General features: G+C 71.8%; 13 protein-coding genes. 4 read left to right on the top strand and 9 right to left on the bottom strand.

What is annotated here, in order from left to right:
• Positions 1 to 11: 11 nt before the first annotated feature.
• From AB0M87_RS25595 to AB0M87_RS25575, 5 genes are all read right to left on the bottom strand, one after another.
• Positions 12 to 638 carry a phosphatase PAP2 family protein gene (locus tag AB0M87_RS25595; protein WP_365856789.1) on the bottom strand — a complete coding sequence of 209 codons (627 nt, stop codon included), beginning with the start codon at positions 636 to 638 and terminating at the stop codon, positions 12 to 14.
• A 524-nt stretch (positions 639 to 1162) separates the two neighbouring features.
• The gene (locus AB0M87_RS25590) at positions 1163 to 2707 is read right to left on the bottom strand and encodes an FAD-dependent oxidoreductase (protein WP_365856787.1); all 1545 of its coding nucleotides are present in this window, start codon (positions 2705 to 2707) and stop codon (positions 1163 to 1165) included.
• 9 nt (positions 2708 to 2716) lie between these two features.
• Positions 2717 to 3628: a diiron oxygenase gene (locus tag AB0M87_RS25585; protein WP_365856785.1), complete on the bottom strand. Its 912-nt coding sequence runs from the start codon at positions 3626 to 3628 to the stop codon at positions 2717 to 2719.
• Positions 3629 to 3832: 204 nt separating this feature from the next.
• Positions 3833 to 4027 carry a DUF6098 family protein gene (locus tag AB0M87_RS25580; RefSeq protein ID WP_365856783.1) on the bottom strand — a complete coding sequence of 65 codons (195 nt, stop codon included), beginning with the start codon at positions 4025 to 4027 and terminating at the stop codon, positions 3833 to 3835.
• An 81-nt stretch (positions 4028 to 4108) separates the two neighbouring features.
• Positions 4109 to 6760: a SpoIIE family protein phosphatase gene (locus tag AB0M87_RS25575; RefSeq protein WP_365856781.1), complete on the bottom strand. Its 2652-nt coding sequence runs from the start codon at positions 6758 to 6760 to the stop codon at positions 4109 to 4111.
• A 416-nt stretch (positions 6761 to 7176) separates the two neighbouring features.
• Between AB0M87_RS25575 and AB0M87_RS25570 the strand changes: the two genes are divergently transcribed.
• The gene (locus tag AB0M87_RS25570; protein WP_365856779.1) at positions 7177 to 8202 is read left to right on the top strand and encodes a glycosyl hydrolase 53 family protein; all 1026 of its coding nucleotides are present in this window, start codon (positions 7177 to 7179) and stop codon (positions 8200 to 8202) included.
• A 24-nt stretch (positions 8203 to 8226) separates the two neighbouring features.
• Here AB0M87_RS25570 and sigJ read toward each other — a convergent pair whose 3' ends face one another.
• Positions 8227 to 9162, bottom strand: coding sequence for an RNA polymerase sigma factor SigJ (sigJ, locus tag AB0M87_RS25565; protein ID WP_365856777.1), 936 nt, complete (start codon positions 9160 to 9162; stop codon positions 8227 to 8229).
• A 335-nt stretch (positions 9163 to 9497) separates the two neighbouring features.
• Here sigJ and AB0M87_RS25560 point away from each other — a divergent pair, with 335 nt between their 5' ends.
• Together AB0M87_RS25560 and AB0M87_RS25555 are read left to right on the top strand one after the other, a co-directional pair.
• The gene (locus AB0M87_RS25560) at positions 9498 to 10751 is read left to right on the top strand and encodes a threonine/serine exporter family protein (protein WP_365856775.1); all 1254 of its coding nucleotides are present in this window, start codon (positions 9498 to 9500) and stop codon (positions 10749 to 10751) included.
• Between the two features lie 73 nt (positions 10752 to 10824).
• On the top strand, positions 10825 to 11628 hold the full coding sequence (locus tag AB0M87_RS25555) for an IclR family transcriptional regulator (protein ID WP_365856773.1): 804 nt from the start codon (positions 10825 to 10827) through the stop codon (positions 11626 to 11628).
• A 37-nt stretch (positions 11629 to 11665) separates the two neighbouring features.
• Here the strand turns inward: AB0M87_RS25555 and hutH are convergent, their stop codons facing one another.
• Positions 11666 to 13201, bottom strand: a complete 1536-nt coding sequence (gene hutH / locus AB0M87_RS25550) for a histidine ammonia-lyase (protein WP_365856771.1) — start codon at positions 13199 to 13201, stop codon at positions 11666 to 11668.
• Between the two features lie 492 nt (positions 13202 to 13693).
• On the opposite strand from hutH, the gene AB0M87_RS25545 reads away from it, so the two are divergent.
• Positions 13694 to 14656 carry a sigma-70 family RNA polymerase sigma factor gene (locus AB0M87_RS25545; protein ID WP_365856769.1) on the top strand — a complete coding sequence of 321 codons (963 nt, stop codon included), beginning with the start codon at positions 13694 to 13696 and terminating at the stop codon, positions 14654 to 14656.
• Positions 14657 to 14721: 65 nt separating this feature from the next.
• Here AB0M87_RS25545 and AB0M87_RS25540 read toward each other — a convergent pair whose 3' ends face one another.
• Positions 14722 to 15129 (bottom strand): SgcJ/EcaC family oxidoreductase, encoded by a 408-nt coding sequence (locus tag AB0M87_RS25540; RefSeq protein WP_365856767.1) that lies wholly within the window; start codon positions 15127 to 15129, stop codon positions 14722 to 14724.
• Between the two features lie 414 nt (positions 15130 to 15543).
• Positions 15544 to 18720, bottom strand: a complete 3177-nt coding sequence (locus AB0M87_RS25535; RefSeq protein ID WP_365856765.1) for a discoidin domain-containing protein — start codon at positions 18718 to 18720, stop codon at positions 15544 to 15546.
• Between the last annotated feature and the right edge of the window lie 73 nt (positions 18721 to 18793).

The following is an 18793-nucleotide window of genomic DNA, read 5'->3' as shown; positions in this document are numbered from 1 at the left end:
CGATCGACCGGTTACACGGGGGCGGTGAGCAGCGGCCGCAGTACGCCGCCGCTCAGCCGGACGACCAGCGGTACGGCGAATCGACGCGCGGTCCAGGTGGCGGCGAAGCCCACGACGCCTCCGACCACGAGCGCGGCCAGTACATCGTGCGGGTAGTGGGCGCCGACGTAGACCCGGGACGCTGCCATCAGCAGAGTGAACACAGCGGCCAGGGCGCTCAGCCGCCGGTCGACGAGGAACAGCGCGGCCGCGACGGCCGCCGCGACGGTGGTGTGGTTGCTGGGGAAGGCGTAGTCGTTGACCGGTGGGCACTTCTCGATCAGGAAGTCGTGCGGCAGCGCACGACAGGGCCGGGGTTCGATGAAGACCGACTTGATGCCGTCATTGACGAGGTAGGCGAGCACGGCGGCGACCGGTGCCGCCAGAGCCGCTGTCATGACGGCGTGCCCCTGCCGTCGAGCGATCCACCAGCCCACCAGCATGAAGACGGCGAAGAGAGCGATGCCGTAGCTGGTGAATGCGGACACCGTTCCGTTCAGCCAGTGGGTGTGCCGCGCGAAGTCGGTGACGTCGCCGTACAGGCTGCCGTCGATGCCTGCGCCGTCCAGGGCGTGCCCGGCGAGGGTGGTGGTCGTCATCGGGTAGAGGCCTCCGGAGCGGGGGAATGTGCACAGACGGGGTGAAGGTCTACAGAACTGTAGTCGATGCACTCGGGCGACGCTTTGCGCCCGACTGCCCGACTGCCCGACTGCCCGACTGCCCGACTGGAGAAGTTTAGGGCTATCGCGCGTTCGGGCTGCGGAACCCGTCTGTCGCACGGTTTCGGCCATCGCTTGGTCCTGGCCGGGCGGCGGCTCAGGGTGGAGAGACCGAGGCGAAGGCGGTCGCGCGGTATGACGCGATCCGACAGCGCCGGGGACGACCGCGCGGCGTGGCCGGAGGGCCCCGTCGACGAGGTGGCCACCGCCAGGGCCACCGTGGATCCGCACGGCGTCGGCGCGGAGCGGTGGCGAGCTACCCGAACACCTCGCCGGCGACCGAGTACCTGGCCGCCGGCCGCTGATCCGGGAGGTGACCGACCCCGGGGTGACCAGTTGGGAGAGCGAGGCGGACGATGACGTGGCGCGGCTGGTGGCCTGCTCGCCGGCTGGCGGACCCGAAATCAGCGCGAGGCCCCCCGGCGGCTGCGGCGCCGCGCGAGCCGGTGGAACGCGCTCGGGGCGCGGGTCGGCGCGGGCAGTGCGCCGGAGACCGCATCGGCCAGCAGCGTGCCGACCGTCTCGGCCGCGCAGGCCCGGTTGGCGCCGATGCCGCCGGAGGGGCCGCGTTTGATCCAGCCCACCACATACGTGCCCGGCCGGCCGGTCACCCGCCCGCCCCGGTGCACCACGGTGCCGGTCGCCTCGTCGAACGGCAGCCCGGCCACCGGCACACCGCGATACCCGATCGCCCGCAGGAGCAGGCCGGCGGGGATGTCCGTCTCCGCCGGGCCGCCGGTGGCGCCCTCCGTCGAACCGCCCGTAACGCGTACGCCCCGCACGCTTTCGCCGCCGAGTATCTCCCGGGGTCCGGAATGGAAGCGGAAGACGATGCGCCGGCCCGGCGCCGGCCCGAGAGACCAGTCCACCCGGGCGCGGGCGACGCCCTGCAGGACCGCTGCTCTGTCGTTCGGCCGGGCCGCGTCGATCGACGCACCGGTCCGCGGATCGTGGTCGTCCACCATCAGCCGCACCCCGGCCAGGTGCTTCAGCGCCAGCAACTCCGACCGGGTGTACGCCGCGTCCTCGGGGCCGCGGCGACCGAGCAGCACCACCTCGCGTACCTTGCTCGCGCGCAGTGCTGCCAGCGCGTGCCCGGCGATGTCGGTACCGGCCAGCGCCTCCGGGTCGGAGACCAGGATGCGGGCGACGTCGAGGGCGACGTTGCCGTTGCCGACGACGACCACCCGCTCGGCGGACAGGTCGACGGTGTCCGCCGCGACCTCCGGATGGGCGTTGTACCAGGAGACGAACGTGGTCGCGGCGATACTGCCGGGCAGGTCCTCGCCCGGGATCCCGAGCCGGCGGTCGGCGGCCGCGCCCACCGCGTAGATGACCGCGTCATGGTGCGCGGCGAGCTCCTGCGCGGTGATGTCCCGGCCCACGTCGAGCCCCAGATGCGTGCGCACCCGGGGATGGGTGTGGAACCGGGCGAAGGTGTCACCGACCTTCCTGGTCGCCGGGTGGTCCGGCGCCACGCCGTACCGTACGAGGCCGCCCGCCACCGGCAGCCGGTCGATCAGGGTCAGCTGGGCGTTGGTGTGCAGCAGCAGGTCCTCGGCGGCGTACATGCCGGCCGGACCGGTGCCGACGACCGCGACCCGGATCGGCGCGAAGTCGGACGGCAGGCTGCGCGCGAACGTCGGCGCACCCCAGGGATGAAAGTTCGGTCCCTCGTCCACCCGTTCGGGCTCGATGCCCTCGAAGTACGCGGCGTTGATCGCGGCGTACTCCTGCTGCGTGTCGGACAGGCTGTCCACCGGGAAGATCGCATCCACCGGGCAGGCGTCCGCGCAAGCCCCGCAGTCGATACAGGTCTTCGGGTCGATGTACAGCATCTCCGTGCTGCCGAACGCCCGCTCCTGGGGTGTCGGGTGGATGCAGTTGACCGGGCAGGCGGCGATGCAGGTGGCATCGCTGCAACAGGTCTGCGTGATGGCGTAGGTCATCTCGTCGGCTCAGATCAGGTTCGCGCGCTTGTAGAACATCAGCGCCGGCTTGGTGAGCAGACCGGCCGAGGCCAGGAAGTCCATCAGCCCCGAACAGCTGGAGCGCATCATGGACTTGTGGTGCTCGTTGGCCCGCGCCTCGCCGACGGCGCGTGACGCGTCGAGTCCGGCGTTCGCGTAGACGTCCTTGTTCACCATGCTGGTGACGATGACGTAGGACGCGATCGCGACGACGAGGGCATGAATCCGGCGGCGCAGCCAACCGGCCTTCCGCAGGCGCCTGCGCGTCTCGGCGCGGGCGAACTTCATGTGCCGGGACTCCTCGACGACATGAATGTTGTTGATGGTGCGGACGAACGGCGCGACGCGTTCGTCCCGCATCCAGTCGCGCTGCATGACGTCGAGGACCTCCTCGGCGACCAGGATCGCCGCGTACGCCGCCTCGCCGAAGGCAACCGTCTTGAAGGCCCTGCCCAGTTCCACCGCGATCCTGCGCGGTCGGTAGGCCGGTGCGCCGAGCTTCTCGGCGCCACGGGCGAACATGATCGAGTGCCGGCACTCCTCGGCGATCTCCGTGAGCGCCCACTGGACTTCCGCGCGGGTCGGGTCCTTGGCGTATATGTCGCGCAACACCATCTGCTGCAGGATCATTTCGAACCAGATACCGGTGCTGGCGACCGATGCGGCCTCCTGCCGTGTCAGCTCCTTGCGCTGGGCATCGGTCAGTTCACTCCAGTACGCCGTGCCGTACAGCGTGCTCCACTCCGGGCTCGCACCGTGGAAGCCCTTGTCCAGCGGCGTCTCCCAGTCCACTTCGGTGGCCGGGTCGTACGACAGCGTCGCGGCCGAATCGAGCAGCCGCCGCGCGACGTCGTCCTCCTGGCGGTCCCGGCTCTGCGGCTGAACGGTGCTGCTTGCCATGGTGCGGCTCCCTCGATTCGAGTCTGCGGGTCCTTGTTCGCTGATGCGTAGGCGCGCGGCAGCCGTCGTCGTCACCGGCGGGCAGCCCCGCACGGCTTGTTAGACGGACCGTATAACAAGGGCGCCGCCGGGCCTACCCCCCAGTAGGGGTCCGGTCGCAGGAAATTCGGCGGCGAGAAGCCGTCGCAGGGAGCACACCGGAGGTCAGCGCCGCATCGGTCCCCACGAGCGACGCTGCCGCATCACCTCGCGGGCGGCGTCGTCGATCACCGCGAGGCCGATCCAGCCGACCGGCCGGACCTCCCGCACCAGCGGTTCCTTGTCCGGCCCCCGGGGCACGTCCTCGCCGTACAGCGTCCATGGCCGGATATCACCGGCGCGGTCCTCGCCTCCCTGCACGCGCTCACCGCACGTGCCCGTGCCGCCCGGCTCCACGCACGGTGCACGCCCCGGCCCTCGACCCGCGGCCCCGGGCGATCGTCAGAGCAGGTCCTCCAGCCCCGGCACCGGCATCACTGCCTCTGGTTGTTGCGCGGTGAGGGACTGTTCCGTCCAGATGATCTTGCCGCGCGGGGTGTAGCGGGTGCCCCAGCGTTCGGCGAGCTGGGAGATGAGGAAGAGGCCACGGCCGCCCTCGTCGGTGGTGGCCGCATAGCGCAGGTGGGGGGAGGTGCTGCTGCCGTCGGAGACCTCGCAGATCAGTCTGCTGTTGTAGAGGAGTCGAACGCGGATGGGCTCGGCGCCGTAGCGGATGGCGTTGGTGATCAGTTCGCTGAGGATGAGTTCGGCGGTGAAGGACAGGTCTTCGAGACCCCAGGTGGTCAGTTGCCGGGAAGCCTCGGAGCGCACACGGGCCACGGCGGCCGGATCGGCGGGCACGTCCCATTCGGCGATCCGCTCCGCCGCCAGCCGGCGGGTGCGCGCCACCAGCAGGGCCACGTCGTCCACCGGGCGCGGAGGGAGCACCGACTCCAGGACCCGGGCGCAGATCTCCTCCGGGCTGCCGCCGGAGGAGCCGAGCGTGCGGGCCAGCAGGTCCAGGCCGGTGTCGATGTCGCGGTGGCGGTCCTCGATGAGCCCGTCCGTGAAGAGGACCAGTCGGCTGCCCTCCGGGAGCTGCACGTCGGTGGATTCGAAGGGCCTGATGCACAGGCCCAGCGGCAGGCCGGCGGGCGCATCGGGAAACTCCACGCTTCCGTCGGGGAGAACCAGCGCGGGGCCGGGATGCCCGGCCCTGGCCATGGTGCAGTTGCCGGAGACCGGGTCATAGATCGCGTACAGGCAGGTGGCGCCGGTGATGCCCGCACCGTCGCGCGCCCTCTCCTCCTGGTCGATGCGATCCACCAACTCATCGAGGTGACTCAGCAGTTCATCGGGGGGCAGATCGAGGCTGGAGAAGTTGTGGACCGCTGTGCGCAGGCGACCCATGGTGGCTGCCGCGTGCAGGCCGTGGCCCACCACATCGCCCACCACCAGGGCCACCCGGGCGCCGGGCAGCGGGATGATGTCGAACCAGTCGCCGCCGACTCCCGCTCGCGCCGGCAGATAGCGGTAGGCGACCTCCAGCGCGCTCTGCTCGGGCAGCACCCTGGGCAGCAGACTGCGCTGCAGCGTCACGGCCAAGGCGTGCTCGTGGGTGTAGCGGCGTGCGTTGTCCACCGAGATCGCCGCCCGCGCCGTCAACTCCTCCGCGAAGGAACTGTCCTCTTCGTCGAAAGGGCGGGGATCATCCGCTCGCCAGAAGGTGGCCAGCCCCAGGACCACACCCCGCGCCCGCAAGGGAACAGTGATGAGGGAGTGCATCCCGTACTCCAGGATGCTCCTGATGGCCTCGGGGTCGGCCTGGTGCCAGGCGGACTCGGTCAGCGCCGGTTCCAGAACGGCCTCCTCCCTGCTCAAGGCCGTGGCAGAGGAAGAGGCGGGACTGAAACGGATCACGTCACCCGCGGGGAAGAGCGGGTGGTCCGCCCGCATGCCGCTGATGGCCGCCCGGCGCAGCGCGGCGCCGGTGTCGGTCGGCTCCTCTCCCTCCAGCACCGGATCCACCAGGTCGACGGTGACGAAGTCGGCGAAGGAGCCGGTGGCCACCTGCGCCAGTTCCTCGGCCGTGCGCACCACGTCCAGGGTCGTGCCGATCCGCACCCCGGCCTCATAGAGGAACGCCAGTCGCCCGCGCGCCGCCTCGGCCCTGCCGGTGAGCGCCGCGAGCTCCGTGGTGTCGCGGAGCGTCGCGACGGTGCCGGCCGTCCCTGCCTCCGGCCGCGTGCCCCGTACGTTGATGGCCAGCAGACGTTCCCCGGCAGGGTGGACCTCGTCCGTGGCGACGCGTCCGGAGGCCAGCAGCCCGGCGGTTCGCGGGGACAGACCGAGCTCGCTGACGTGACGCTGCTCGGACTCGGGGGGAAGGCCGAGCAGTCGCCGGGCCTCGTCGTTGGCCAGCAGCAAGCGACGATCGGGCCCCAGGATGAGGACGCCCTCCTTGACGGCGTGCAGCACCGCGTCGTGGTGGTCGTACATCCGTGTCATCTCCGCCGGACCGAGGCCATGCGTCTGCCGGCGCAGACGTCGGCTCACCAGGGCGGAGCCGCCGGTGGCGAGCACCAGCGCAACGGCCGCGGCGCCGAGGAGAACCGGCATCTGCCCGTTCACCACGCCGGAGACGTTCGCGATGTTGATGCCCGAGCTGACCAGGCCCACCACAGAGCCATGGCTGTCCTTGACGGGCACGATGGCCCGGACCGCGTCACTGGGTGTTCCCTGGTACACCTCGGTGAAGGCCTCCCCCGCTGCGGCTCGCGCGATGTCGCCCGACGAACGCTTGCCGATCAGGTGCGGCAGGGGGTCGGTGTAGCGGACCCCGTCGGTGTTCATGACGTCGAGGAAGTCGACCCCCGCGGCCCGGCCGGCCCGCACGGTCAGGGGCTGCAGCTCCGCCGTCGGGTCGGGGGACCGCAGCGCCGCCACGAGGCCGGGGGCGTGCGCGAACGACTCCGCCGCAGCGAGCGAACGGTGCGCGGCGTCGCGTCGGCCGGCGGTGCGGGCCTCGAGGAACAGCGCCACCGATGCGGCGACCACCAGCAGCACCACGAGCACCGCCTGGAAGACGAACACCTGACCGGCGACACTTCGCATCCCCCGGGTGCGACGCGGGCGGGGCCCGGCGGGGCGTGGCGTCGTGGGCTCCTCGGCAGGCGCCGGGGCGGACTCACGCCGCAGCGAGCCGAGGGCGGACCGAAGGAATCGACCGAAACGTCCAGACATAAGCCGTATCTAACACCGGGGCCTCTGCCCGGGCCGCCCGCCGAATCGCGCGCCGCCGCGTGGACGTCGGCATTCGCGGTCCTCGGTAAAGCGGAACGTCGGCGTGGCCCGGGCCGGCGACACCCCCGCCCGACGCGTAGCAAGCGCTTTCAACGATTCTCGTCCGGCGTCTTGTCGGGCCGAGCCGACGTGCCCTACCGTCCTTCCCCGGAGTATCGAAGCGCTTCGACGTCACCTCGTGTCCGCCGCTCGCCCCCACGTTCCCGACACTCGAGGAAGTCACCGCCATGAGCCCTCTCACCCGTCGCACCCTCATCAAGAGCGCCACGGTCGCCACCGCGGCCCTCGCGGGCGGCTCCGCGCTGTCCGCAGGACAGGCATCCGCCGCCACGTTCGTCAAGGGCGCCGACATCAGCTGGCTGCCCCAGATGGAGGCAGGCGGTTACACCTTCCGCAACTCGTCCGGCACCCAGCAGGACCTGTTCACGATCCTCAAGGGCTACGGCCTCGGCGCGGTCCGGCTGCGTACCTTCGTCAACCCCTCCAACGACCCGGGCAACGGCCACTGCAGCATCGCCGAGACCGCGGCGCTCGCCAAACGCGCCAAGGCGGCCGGCATGCAGGTGATGATCGACTACCACTTCGGGGACACCTGGAACTCCGTCGGCACCCAGAAGCCGCCCGCCGCCTGGCAGAACATGTCCTACAGCCAAATGCTCGACGCGATGTACGACTACGTGTACCACACCATGAACGTGGTCAAAGCCAATGGCGTCTCGCCCGCCTGGGTCCAGATCGGCAACGAGATCAACTCCGGAATCTGTGGCACCACCGGCTCGCTGGCCCACCACCCCGACCAGATGACCGGGCTGCTCAACGCCGCCCACGACATGGTCAAAGAGGTCTTCTCCGGCGCCCAGGTCCTCATCCACCTGGCCCAGCCGCAGAACTACGACTCCATCACCGCCTTCCTCAACGCCTACCGCGACCACGGCGGTGCATGGGACGTCACCGCGTTCTCCTCCTACGGCAGCGCCGGTGTCGCCGCAGGCATCGTCGGCAACATGAACGCGGCCAGGAAGACGTACGGAAAGCCGGTCATGCAGGTCGAGTTCGGCGGCCGGTACGACCGGGCCGCCGCCACCGAGGCCGCCCTGCGGGCATACATCACCAACCTCAAGAGCATCGGCGCACTCGGCATCTTCTACTGGGAACCCGAGGTCTACACGCCCTTCAACACCTACAACATGGGCGCCTGGGACCCGTCCACCCGCAGGCCGACCTCCGCGATGGACGGATTCCTCAACGCCTGAAGTCCGGAGCGCCGCCCAGCCGTTTCAGCCCGTCGTCGTCCACGGCCGGAGCTTCTCGGGGTTGCGCACCGCCCAGATGTGTTTGATCCGGCCGCCTACGACGTCGAGCGCCAGCACCGCCACGGTGACACCGTCCTGCTGAGCCACCAGCCCGGGCTGACCGTTGACCGTACGCTCCAGCAAGGTCAGGCCGGGTGCCCGCGCAGCGAGCTCGACGACGGAGCGGGCGACCTGCTCGCCGCCCTCGACCGGAGGCACGGCGCTGACGAGGCCGCCACCGTCGCCGATCGCCGTGGCGCGGGGGTCGAGGAGGCCGATGAGAGCGTCGAGGTCCTTGGCTTCCCACGCCGCCTTGAAGTCCTTGACGAGGTCGGCGCGTTGGGCCACCGGCGTCGCGGGGCCCGCCGAGACGGGCACACGGCGGCGGGCCGACGAGGCCAGTTGGCGGCAGGCCACCGGCGTACGGCCGACGATCTCGGCCACTTCGGCGAAGGAGTACCGGAAGACATCGTGCAGGACGAATGCGACACGCTCGGCCGGTGTCATCAGTTCCAGCACGACGAGAAAAGCCATGGTGATCGACTCGTCGAGGGTGACTCGGTCCACCGGATCGGCGGTGGCACCGCCCGACCGACCACTGATCCACTCGGTGCGGTCGGGCAGCGGCTCCGGGATCCACTCGCCCACGTAGTTCTCCCGCCTGACCCGCGCCGAGCCGAGCAGGTCGAGGCAGATCCGACTGGCGACCGTCGTCAGCCACGCGCCGGGGGATTCGATGGCGTCCTGCCGCGGTCGGGACATGGCGTACCAGCGGGCATACGTCTCCTGCACGACATCCTCAGCGTCGGCCAGGGAGCCGAGGAGCCGGTACGCGACATTGATCAGCTGACGCCGCTCGCTCATGATCGTGCTCAGGCCCGGATCGAGCCGGCCGTCTCCCGGCTCCGGTGCGGTGCTCATCGTGTCGCCGACTCCCTCGGTCGCAGTTGCCGTCACCGGTCCGACGAGACACCGCACCGAACTGTGAGGCCGCGTTGACATCGGCGCCGACGCCGGTGAGGCTCGCGGCGAGATGACCGACGACCGTGGGCGCGGTGTCGGAGCCCTTGGTCCGACTTGGTCCGACGCACGCAGGATCCACCGGTGCCTGGCCGGGCCGGGGTTGTGGTGCCTGATGACGGCGGCGCCGGAGCCCGCCACGGGCAGAGAACGCTGTGCGCCTCCACGTTCGGACGGACCTCCCTGCCCGGTACCACCGCGCGAACCCGGTCGGGCGGAATGCAACGATACGCACCATGCCCCGCACCACACCACCGGACCCCGGCCCGTCCCGCTCCCCCGCGGACCCGCGCCGCCGCCTTCTGCTCGATCTGGGCGCCGCCCTGCTGGGCGGCGGTCTGCCCGTCCACGACGTGGAGGAGGAACTGCGCCGGCTGGGTCATGCGCTGGGAGCACCCGACGTGCGCGTCGCCGCCCTGACCACCGGGCTGTTCGTCGCCCTGGACGGAGACGAGGGAACGGCGTTCCAGCCGGTCGGGGCCGCGCTGCGGTTCGAGCAGACGGCCGAGGTCGTCGACGTGGTGCACGGGCTCCGCGCGGGTGAACTCGACGGTCACCAGGCGCTCGCCGACCTCGAGCGGATCCGCCGGGCGCCCGCCCGCTGGCCCGCCTGGGTCGCGGACCTCGGCGCCGTCCCGGTCGGCGTGGGGATCTGCCTCTACCTGCAACCGGTGGCGGCGAATGTCGTGGTCGCCGCGATCGGCTCGTTCCTCGTGGCGGGGCTCACCATGCTGGCGCGCCACCGGCCGCTGCTGCGGCCGCTGTTGCCGGTCACCGCCGGCTTCCTCGTCTCCGTGCTCGTGCTGCTGGCCGCTCAGGCGTCCCTGCTGGAGGGCCCGCTGCGCACGATCGTGGCCACCCTGGCGATCCTGCTGCCGGGCAGCCTCCTGGTCACCGGGCTGTCCGAGATCACGGCCGGTGCCGCCAGTGCCGGTACGGCCAGGCTGGTGTCCGGATCGGTGCAGCTCGCGCTCTTCCTGACCGGGGTGGCGGCCGGCGCCCTCGCCACCGGCGCGCCGGCCTCCGCGCTGGCCAACGTCCAGGTGCCGGCCTCGGGTTGGTGGGCGACCTGTCTGGGGCTGGCACTCGCCCTGGCCGGAGTGGTGATCAACGTGAACACGCCACCACCCGCCATCCCGTGGATCGTCGCCGTGATCGCGGTGACCGCCACCGTCCAGGTCACGGTGAGCTCCGCCGACGGTGCCGCGGTGGGCGGTCTGGCCGGCGCGGTCACCGCGGCGGCCGCTGCCACCGTCGCGCACTGGCTGCCCGGCGGACCGTCGTGGCAGGTGGCCTACCTGCCCGCGTTCTGGATCGTGGTGCCCGGCTCCTTCGGTCTGCTCAACACCGCGCAGATCCAGGTCGGCAACGGGGCGCACGCGGTGATCACTGCCGTGTCGGCGGTGTTCGGGGTCTCGATCGGCACCCTGATCGGCTCGGTGATCAGCCGGATCCCGCGGCCCGGCGCCGCCGTGCTCCGGCTGCGGTAGGCGGCGTTCTGCGCCCGAGACGTGCCGGCGGAGTGCCGGGTCCGAGGGACGGGGGTCCACGTACGCTCGCGCCATGTCCACCGTGCCCGCCGCCGCCCAGGTCCTCGCGATCCTGCGGTACCTCTCGCATCAAGTCGGCCCGGTCCCGGCGGCCGCCATCAGCCGTGACGTCGGACTGCCCCGGTCGACGACCTACCACCTGCTGGACACGCTGGTCCGGGAGGACTTCGTGGTGCACCTTCCGGAGGAACGCCGTTACGGGCTGGGCGTCAGCGCCTTCGAGCTTGCTTCGGGCTACAGCCGGCAGGCCCCGTTCGAGAGGCTGGCCAGGCTGCCGCTGGCGATGCTGGTCGACGGAACCGGGCACAACGCTCACCTGGCCGTGCTGCACGGGCGCGAGGTCCTCTACGTCATCGAGGAACGAGCACTGGGACGTGCGCCGCTCGTCAGCGACGTCGGGGTCCGGTTGCCGGCCCATCTCACCGCCAGCGGCCGGGCCGTCCTGGCACGGTTGTCCCGGGCGCAGGTGCGGGCGCTGTTCCCCGATCCCTCGGTGTTCGTCTCCCGCGACGAGCCGGGGCCGAGCTCGCTGTCGGCGCTCCACAACCTCCTCGTCGAGGTGCGCAGGCGCGGCTACGCGACGGAGGAGGGAGAGATCACCCGCGGCTTCTCCTCCGTCGCCGCCGCCGTCCTCGACCACAGCGCCCACCCGATCGCGGGCGTCGCGGTCACCTTCCCCGGCGCGGAGGTGGGGCCGGAACAGCGCGAGCGGATCGCCGGGCAGGTGGAACGGACCGCCCGCGAGCTGAGCCGTCGCATCGGCGGGGTGCTGGAGGCTCCGCGGAGTCCCGCGGAGGGGCCGGACCGGAGCGTATGAGCTCCGGGTCCGGCCCCTCGCGCACGAGCGGGTCGGGTCAGCTGAGCCGGCCGACCGCCGACTCGGCGGCGGCCAGGGCGTCGCCGTCGGCGACATAGCGCACGGTCGCCTCGATCTCGGGAGCGAGCCAGCGGTCGGGGCCGGGGCCCTCGACCGTCGCCCGCAGGCCGTCGCGCACGGCGGCGGTGCCCGGCGCAGGCGTCAGCGGGGCGCGCAGGTCGAGGGCGCGGGCGGCCGTGTACAGCTCGACGGCGAGGACCCGGGTGAGCCCGTCGATGGCGCGGCGCAGCTTGCGTGCGGCGGACCAGCCCATCGATACGTGGTCCTCCTGCATGGCGCTGGAGGGGATGGAGTCGACGGAGGCGGGCGCCGCCAGCCGCTTCAGCTCGGAGACGATGGCCGCCTGCGTGTACTGCGCGATCATGTGGCCGGAGTCGACGCCCGGGTCATCGGCGAGGAAGGGGTTGAGGCCGCGGTTGCGGGCCACGTCGAGGAAGCGGTCGGTGCGGCGCTCGGAGACGGAGGCCACGTCGGCGACGGATATGGCGAGGAAGTCGAGTACGCAGGCGACGGGCGCGCCGTGGAAGTTGCCGTTGGACTCCACCCGGCCGTCGAGGGTGACGACGGGGTTGTCGACCGCGCTGGCGAGCTCGCGGGCGGCTACCGTCTCGGCGTGCGCGAGGGTGTCGCGGGCCGCACCGTGCACCTGAGGGGAGCAGCGCAGCGAGTACGCGTCCTGGACGAGGGTGCAGTCCGGTCCACGGTGGCTGGCGACGATGTCCGAGTCGGCCAGCAGTGCACGCAGGTTGGCGGCGCTGTCGGCCTGCCCCGGGTGGGGGCGCAGCGCCTGCAGGTCGGCGGCGAACACCGCGTCGGTGCCGAGCTGGCCCTCGACGCTCATCGCGGCGGTGATGTCGGCGGTGCGGAGCAGCTGCCGCAGGTCGTGGGCGGCCAGGACGAGCATGCCGAGCATGCCGTCGGTGCCGTTGATGAGGGCGAGGCCCTCCTTCTCCTGGAGGACGACCGGGGTGAGGCCCGCCTCGGCGAGCGCCTCAGCGGACGGCTTGCGTACGCCCTGGGCATCGCGCACCTCGCCCTCGCCCATCACGGCGAGTGCGCAGTGGGCGAGGGGCGCCAGGTCACCGGAGCAGCCGAGGGAGCCGTATTCGTGGACCACGGGCGTGATCCCCGCGTTGAGCAGGGCGGCGTAGGCCTCGGCGGTCTCGGTCCGCACGCCCGTACGGCCGGTGGCGAGGGTGGACAGCCGCAGCAGCGCGAGCGCGCGGACGACCTCGCGTTCCACCTCCGGACCGGAGCCGGCCGCGTGCGACCGCACCAGGCTGCGCTGGAGCTGGGTGCGGAGTTCGCCCGGGATGTGGCGGGTGGCGAGGGCGCCGAAGCCGGTGGAGACGCCGTAGTGGGGCGCCACGTCGTCGGCGAGGCCCTCGATCACTTCGCGGCTGCGCGCGATCTCCTTGCGGGCTTCTGGGGAGAGTTCGACGCGGGCGTCGTGGCGGGCGACGGAGACGACTTCTTCGGCGGAGAGCGGGCCGATGCCAATAACAACAGTCATGCCTTCATGAAGCCGCACGTCGGCGGGCGGAGGCGATACACCTGGAGAGAGAAGTGTCTGGGATCCAAGACACCTGTCAATGTCTCGGATCCCGGACAGAAGTCGTTCGCTGCGTCTACCCCCGCTGGACCGGAACGGTCATGGTGGTGGGCGTCTCCCCCGGTTCCTGCGCTACGGGCGTCTCCGGATCACCCGGGCGCGGCGCGGCGACGCGTGGGGAGTCGGCCCAGCGACACCCCGCGGCTGTTTCACACCGCCGAAAAGCTCGCCGAGCTCAACCCGGACCTCGACGTCGACCACCGCACGGCGCTTGCCGGGGCCACGCCTGGTGCGTCGCATCGTGACCGCCACCGTGACCGGAGAGAGCCTCGCCGGAGAGCCCTGGCCGTAGATACTCAGCTCGCGTGCCCGGCAGGAGAACGGCTGCGACCGGAGCCGTGAGACGGCTACCGTGGGGGCGGATGAGCAGACCGGAAGGGCGGCAGCACGGGGATGACGTCGACAGGGGACTTCGAGTCCTTGGTGCAGCGGCACCGGCCGGAACTGCTGGCGCACTGCTACCGGATGCTCGGCTCGGTCCACGACGCCGAGGAACTCGTGCAGGAGACGTATCTGCGGGCATGGCGCGCGTGGGACCGTTACGACCCGGCGCGCGCTTCGCTGCGGACCTGGCTGTACCGGATCGCCACGAATGCGTGTCTGACCGCGCTGGACGGGCTCGCCCGCCGCCCCATGCCCTCGGGCCTGGTCACCGAGAGCGAACCGCTACGCCCGCTCGTCCACGGCGGGGAGGCAACCTGGCTGCAGCCGCTCCCGGACAGCCTGCTCGGCCCGGGCGACCCGGCCACCGCGGTGATCGACCGGGGCAGTCTGCGGCTGGCCTTCGTCGCAGCGCTGCAACTGCTGTCACCGAGAGAGCGGGCCGTCCTGATCCTGCGCGACGTGCTCGACTACCCGGCGGCGGCAGCAGCGGACATCCTGGAGACCTCCGTCGCGTCCGTGAACAGCTCGCTGCAGCGGGCTCGCGCCCGGATCCGGACCGCGGGTGTACCGCAGGAGCAGGTCACTGAACCTTCCGACGCAGAACAGCGGTCGTGGGTGGACCGGTACATGGCGGCCTTCGTCCGGGCGGACATCCCAGGGCTGCTGCACGTGGTGACCGAGGACGTCCTCATGGAGATGCCGCCCATGGTCAACTGGTTCACCGGCCGGGAGAACTACGCGGGGTTCATGGGCTGGGTGTTCGACAAGGCCGGCACCGACTGGCGGTTGCTGCCGGTGCGGGCCAACGGGCAGGCCGGCTTCGCCGCCTATCGGCGCGGGGACGGCGGCGTGTACGAGCTGCACACCCTGCAGGTGTTCACGGTCACGGGTGGCGGCATCAGCCGCGTCTCGGTCTTCCAGGACGCCGACGTGTACGCCGCCTTCACCTTGGCGCCGAAGCTCGACGGCTGATCCGCCCGCCGCCGGCACGGGTCCGCCCGACAGGGGCGGACGGACCCGGGGTCACCGACCAAGGATCAACCAGCGGCGTTGGCCGGGCTGTTGTGGTAGCCGGCGACCAGCCAGTCGCCGTCGCGCTTCTCCAAGACCCACGTCGCGTACGTGACCCGGTCGGCGGGCACCTCGGACTCGCCGGGGAAGAGAATGCCGGTCTCACTCACGACGATCGCGCCGTCACGGCCCAGGAACCGGGTCCCCAGCTGCCGGTTGGTCGTCGTGGTGCCCTTCAGGAAGGTGGCGAACCCGGCCGCCATGCTCTGCCGGATCTCCTCGCGGGAGAGGCGGTGGGAGCCGGGCAGGATCGCGGTGGCGTCCTGGGTGTAGTCGGCGACGAAGGCATCGGCGTCGCCGGCATCCCATGCCTTGTAGACGCCCTCGAGGACGGCGGTGATCGCGGCCATATCGCTCGCGCGGTTGTCGGACATCGTTCTCTCCTGTCACTGCACTCGGTCGGGCCCGAAGTGGCCCGTCAGTACATACCGGCGTGCCTTTCGGAACTCATCGCGCGAACCTCGAGATCTTTTCTTCGGAGGGAGTCCCCTCTGCGCCGTCGGCCCCGCGGACGCGTCTAAGCCGACCGGAGCCCTGGCCCGGACGATGCGGATTTCGGTCAGCCACATCTCCCGACGGGCCCGTCTGCCTCCGTCCCTCAGCAGCAGGACGGTGGCGAGGCCGGTGGCGGCTCTCCTGCGGAAACCGCGACGCTGCCCGGGGCGCCGGCCACTTCGGACCTACGCATTGCGATGCATGGACCCTCAGCGTCCGATCGGCCCGCATCACCACGTCAACGAAACGCAGAAATCCCAGGTGGACCCCCCGCCGACCCGCCCGGCCTCCACTCACCGCGGTCCCGTCACGGCCAGGGACACCAGCCGCGCACCGTGCGGGGCACCATCCGCGACCGCGAGGGCGACGTACCGGGCCTGCCCGGACAGCCGCAGCGAAGCGGTCGTGCTGCGGCCGGAGAGCGTCCCGGCGTGCTGGTACGTCAGCCCGTCGGTGCTCGTCTCGATCCGGGCGGCAGGCTTCCGGCCGCCGGTCCAGCGCGCGGTGACCGTGCCGAGCGGCACGGCCGCACCCAGATCGACGACCATCCGGCCGCCCGGCCCCGGCGTCCACGCGGTGTGCGGGTCGCCGTCCACCGCGGCGGCGGGGTCCGACATGCCGGCCGGCAACGGAGACGTCGGGAAGGTGACCCGCCCCAGCGCCAGGTCGTCCAGCGGAAAGGGCGCCCTACCCGGGAGCGTGACCGTGCGGGCGTGCCCCGAACGCAGTGTGACCCGGACCGCGCGACCGCCGGGCGCGGCGACCTCGACCCGGCAGGACGGGCCACGCAGCACGACGGTCGCAGCGTCGCGGACCTCGGCGCTCAGCCCCACCGGTAGCCGGCCGTCCAGGGCACGCAGAACCGCACGGGCCGGAGCCACCACCGCGGCGGCCGGGCCGAGCGCGGCCCGGAACGCCGTGCCCTGCGCCGTCACCGTCTGGCCGCCCGCGTACAGGGTGACGACGTGGGTGTCCTGCTCCACCCTGACCTCGGTGACCACCGCCGCGCCCGAGAGGTTGAACAGGCTCAGGTGGCCGCCGGCGGTGGAAGCCCGCACGGCCTCGTGGCCGGCCTCGGGCGCCGGGCGCGCCGCCGCGGCGCGAACCGCCGCCGGGGAGCCGTCGGGCACGCCCTCGACGAGCAGCGGCGCCGCCGGCCCGTCCGAGAGGATCACCGTGTCGCCGTACACGGCCAGGGGGTTGGTGCTGCCCCGGACGACGAACCCTGCCCGGCCGTCCACACTGATCCACCCGCCGGCGCTGCTGAGATCGGCCGGCGGGTAAGCGACCAGATCGGTCCAGGACGAACCGTCGGTGGAGCCCTGCACGGCGTACGCCTCGCCGGCCGCGGTCTCCCAGCTCAGCGAGACCCGGTCCACCGCGACGGGCGCGGCCAGGTCCACCTCCCACCAGCTGTCGGCGCGGGTGCGCTCGCCGACCGAGACCGCCCAGCGGGAGGCCGGGTCGCCGTCCACGACCAGCGCCGCGCCCTTCCCGGTGTCCGCGGAAGACGCGGACGCGGTGCCGCCCCGGGCCAGGTCGGCGCCCGCGGCGCCGTCGCGCACCTCGAACGCGTAGAGCGAGTAGCCGTACTTGGGGTGGCCGCGCCGGCCCAGCATGCGCAGGTACCGGTAAGTGCCACGGGGGAAGGTCAGGTTGTCGGTGCGCGGACCGGCCGTCGGGTGCCCGGCGTTGCCGCTGTCGGCGGCCGCGACGGTGGCCGAACCTTCCGCGGCGGTATAGGTGCGGCTGCCGTCGAGCCCGGCGACGCCCGGCATGGTCAGGTTGAAGATTTCGATCCGGCCCTCGCCGACCGCGGTGCCGGTCGTGGCGTAGACGACCTCGCCGCCGGGCAGCGTCGTGAAGCCCGCGTACCCGTTGTCCAGGGTGAGCAGCACCGCGCTGGCGTCGAGACCGTCCCGCAGCTCGGTGTACGTGGCGACGGCACGGCCGGCGACGTTGCCCGACGTAGCAGGCAGAAACATCGGGGTACTGCCGCTGAGCGAGAACAGCCAGTCGTCGTGCGCCGGTTGCCAGCAGAACTTTACGAAGCCCGGCTTGGTGACCGCGCCCGCCCACGCCCGTGGTGTCTGGTGGGCGACCAGTCCCGGCCCGGTGCCGAAGTCGGTGACACCGGCGGCTCGGCGGAAGAGCTCCTCCGCGGTGAGCGCGGTGACGTGTTCGCGCTGTGCCGCCCGCCACTCGTGCAGCAGGTAGCTGATGGCCAGTTCGGCACGCGCCTCGGGCTCGTACTTGGGCTCGCCGGAGAACTTGGTGATCCTGTCGGCCGGCGCGTACGCCTGGTAGGCCGGCAGGCGCTCGGCAAGGGCGGCCTCGGCGTAGGCGGCGGCCGGGTCGCCCAGCACCTGGGCGAGGAACGCGACGGGAATGACGTCGCGGCCGTAGAGGTGCTCGCGGTCGTTGACCATCGGCATCAGCGGCTCACCGGAGTCGCTCATCACCGCCAGCGTGGAGGCCCAGAGGCGGTCCGCGTTCGGCTGGGCGGTGAGCACCTCGGGCAGCGGCCGTGCGGCGGTCAGGAAATGGACCGAGTTGCGGCCGGACGTGCGCCACAGCTCGCACTGGTAGTGCGGGCCGAACGAGCCGTGGTTCTCCACGATGAAGGTGTCGTAGAGGTTCTGCGCGGTGTTGTCGCTGACCGGGACGCCGTCCACGACCGCCGCATTGGCCAGGTCCGCGGCCGGCAGACCGGTCTCGTTGCGGCTCCACGTCCCGTACCGGGAACTCCAGGACGCGTACCGTGAGTCGTCCGCGGCCCAGGCCAGCGCGGGCGCCAGCGACTGGGCGTAGACGCCCATCTCCTCGAGCTTGGTGTCGCCGACGTGGTTGCCGCGCAGCCCGTCTGGTGTCCAGCTCCCCGACAGCGGGTCGTTGCCCGAGCCCAGCGAGGTGGTGTAGGCGGCCTGTTCGCGCACGATGGTGTCGACGTGTGCACGCGTCGCGGCGTCCAACTGGTCCCACAGCAGGCGGGCGGCGAGCACGAAGTAGAGCTGGAACGTGGTGTCGAAGAACAGCGTCTTGCCCCACTCGCTACCGCCGGTCAGGCGGTTGGAGGCGGCGAAATGGGTGATGGTGGCCAGGGTGCGGGAGCGCAGCGTGTCCTCGTCGATCCCGGTGATGTCGGCGTCGTAGCCGCCCCGGGTCAGCAGCAGGGCGTGCCCGAGCACGACGGCGAAGCCGAAGTCGGTGGCCCTGTAGTGCCCGGCGGCCGCGTCCCACTGCGTTTCGGTCCACCGGGTGTGGCGCAGCAGGACCTGGTGGTAGGCGGCGGCGACGGGGTCCGGCGGGGTGCTGGACGGAACGATGTCCCGGGGCGCCTCGCCCGCCCGTTCCTCGGCCCGGGCGGGCGAGGCGGTTGCGAGCGTCGTCGGCACAGCGACCAAGGCCGCCGCCATTCCGGCGAATTGGGTGAATCGACGGCGGCTCAGCGGGGGTGTGCTGTCCTGCACGGGTGGCTCCAACCTCGGGGGCCGGGGGTCGACACCCACTCGACAACGTTGTCAGACGTCGGTCATTGTTTGC

The organism is Streptomyces sp. NPDC051320 (assembly GCF_040682175.1).
GTDB lineage: Bacteria > Actinomycetota > Actinomycetes > Streptomycetales > Streptomycetaceae > Streptomyces.
The sequence above is the reverse complement of the archived record's forward strand: the minus strand, read 5'-3'. Positions and strand labels throughout refer to the sequence as shown.

Coding starts and splice junctions, on each gene's coding strand:
- AB0M87_RS25570 (WP_365856779.1), top strand. CDS start 7,177: ATGAGCCCTCTCACCCGTCGCACCCTCATCAAGAGCGCCACGGTCGCC.
- AB0M87_RS25575 (WP_365856781.1), bottom strand. CDS start 6,760: ATGCGAAGTGTCGCCGGTCAGGTGTTCGTCTTCCAGGCGGTGCTCGTG.
- AB0M87_RS25590 (WP_365856787.1), bottom strand. CDS start 2,707: ATGACCTACGCCATCACGCAGACCTGTTGCAGCGATGCCACCTGCATC.
- AB0M87_RS25540 (WP_365856767.1), bottom strand. CDS start 15,129: ATGTCCGACAACCGCGCGAGCGATATGGCCGCGATCACCGCCGTCCTC.
- AB0M87_RS25595 (WP_365856789.1), bottom strand. CDS start 638: ATGACGACCACCACCCTCGCCGGGCACGCCCTGGACGGCGCAGGCATC.
- AB0M87_RS25545 (WP_365856769.1), top strand. CDS start 13,694: ATGACGTCGACAGGGGACTTCGAGTCCTTGGTGCAGCGGCACCGGCCG.
- AB0M87_RS25585 (WP_365856785.1), bottom strand. CDS start 3,628: ATGGCAAGCAGCACCGTTCAGCCGCAGAGCCGGGACCGCCAGGAGGAC.
- hutH (WP_365856771.1), bottom strand. CDS start 13,201: ATGACTGTTGTTATTGGCATCGGCCCGCTCTCCGCCGAAGAAGTCGTC.
- AB0M87_RS25555 (WP_365856773.1), top strand. CDS start 10,825: ATGTCCACCGTGCCCGCCGCCGCCCAGGTCCTCGCGATCCTGCGGTAC.
- sigJ (WP_365856777.1), bottom strand. CDS start 9,162: ATGAGCACCGCACCGGAGCCGGGAGACGGCCGGCTCGATCCGGGCCTG.
- AB0M87_RS25560 (WP_365856775.1), top strand. CDS start 9,498: ATGCCCCGCACCACACCACCGGACCCCGGCCCGTCCCGCTCCCCCGCG.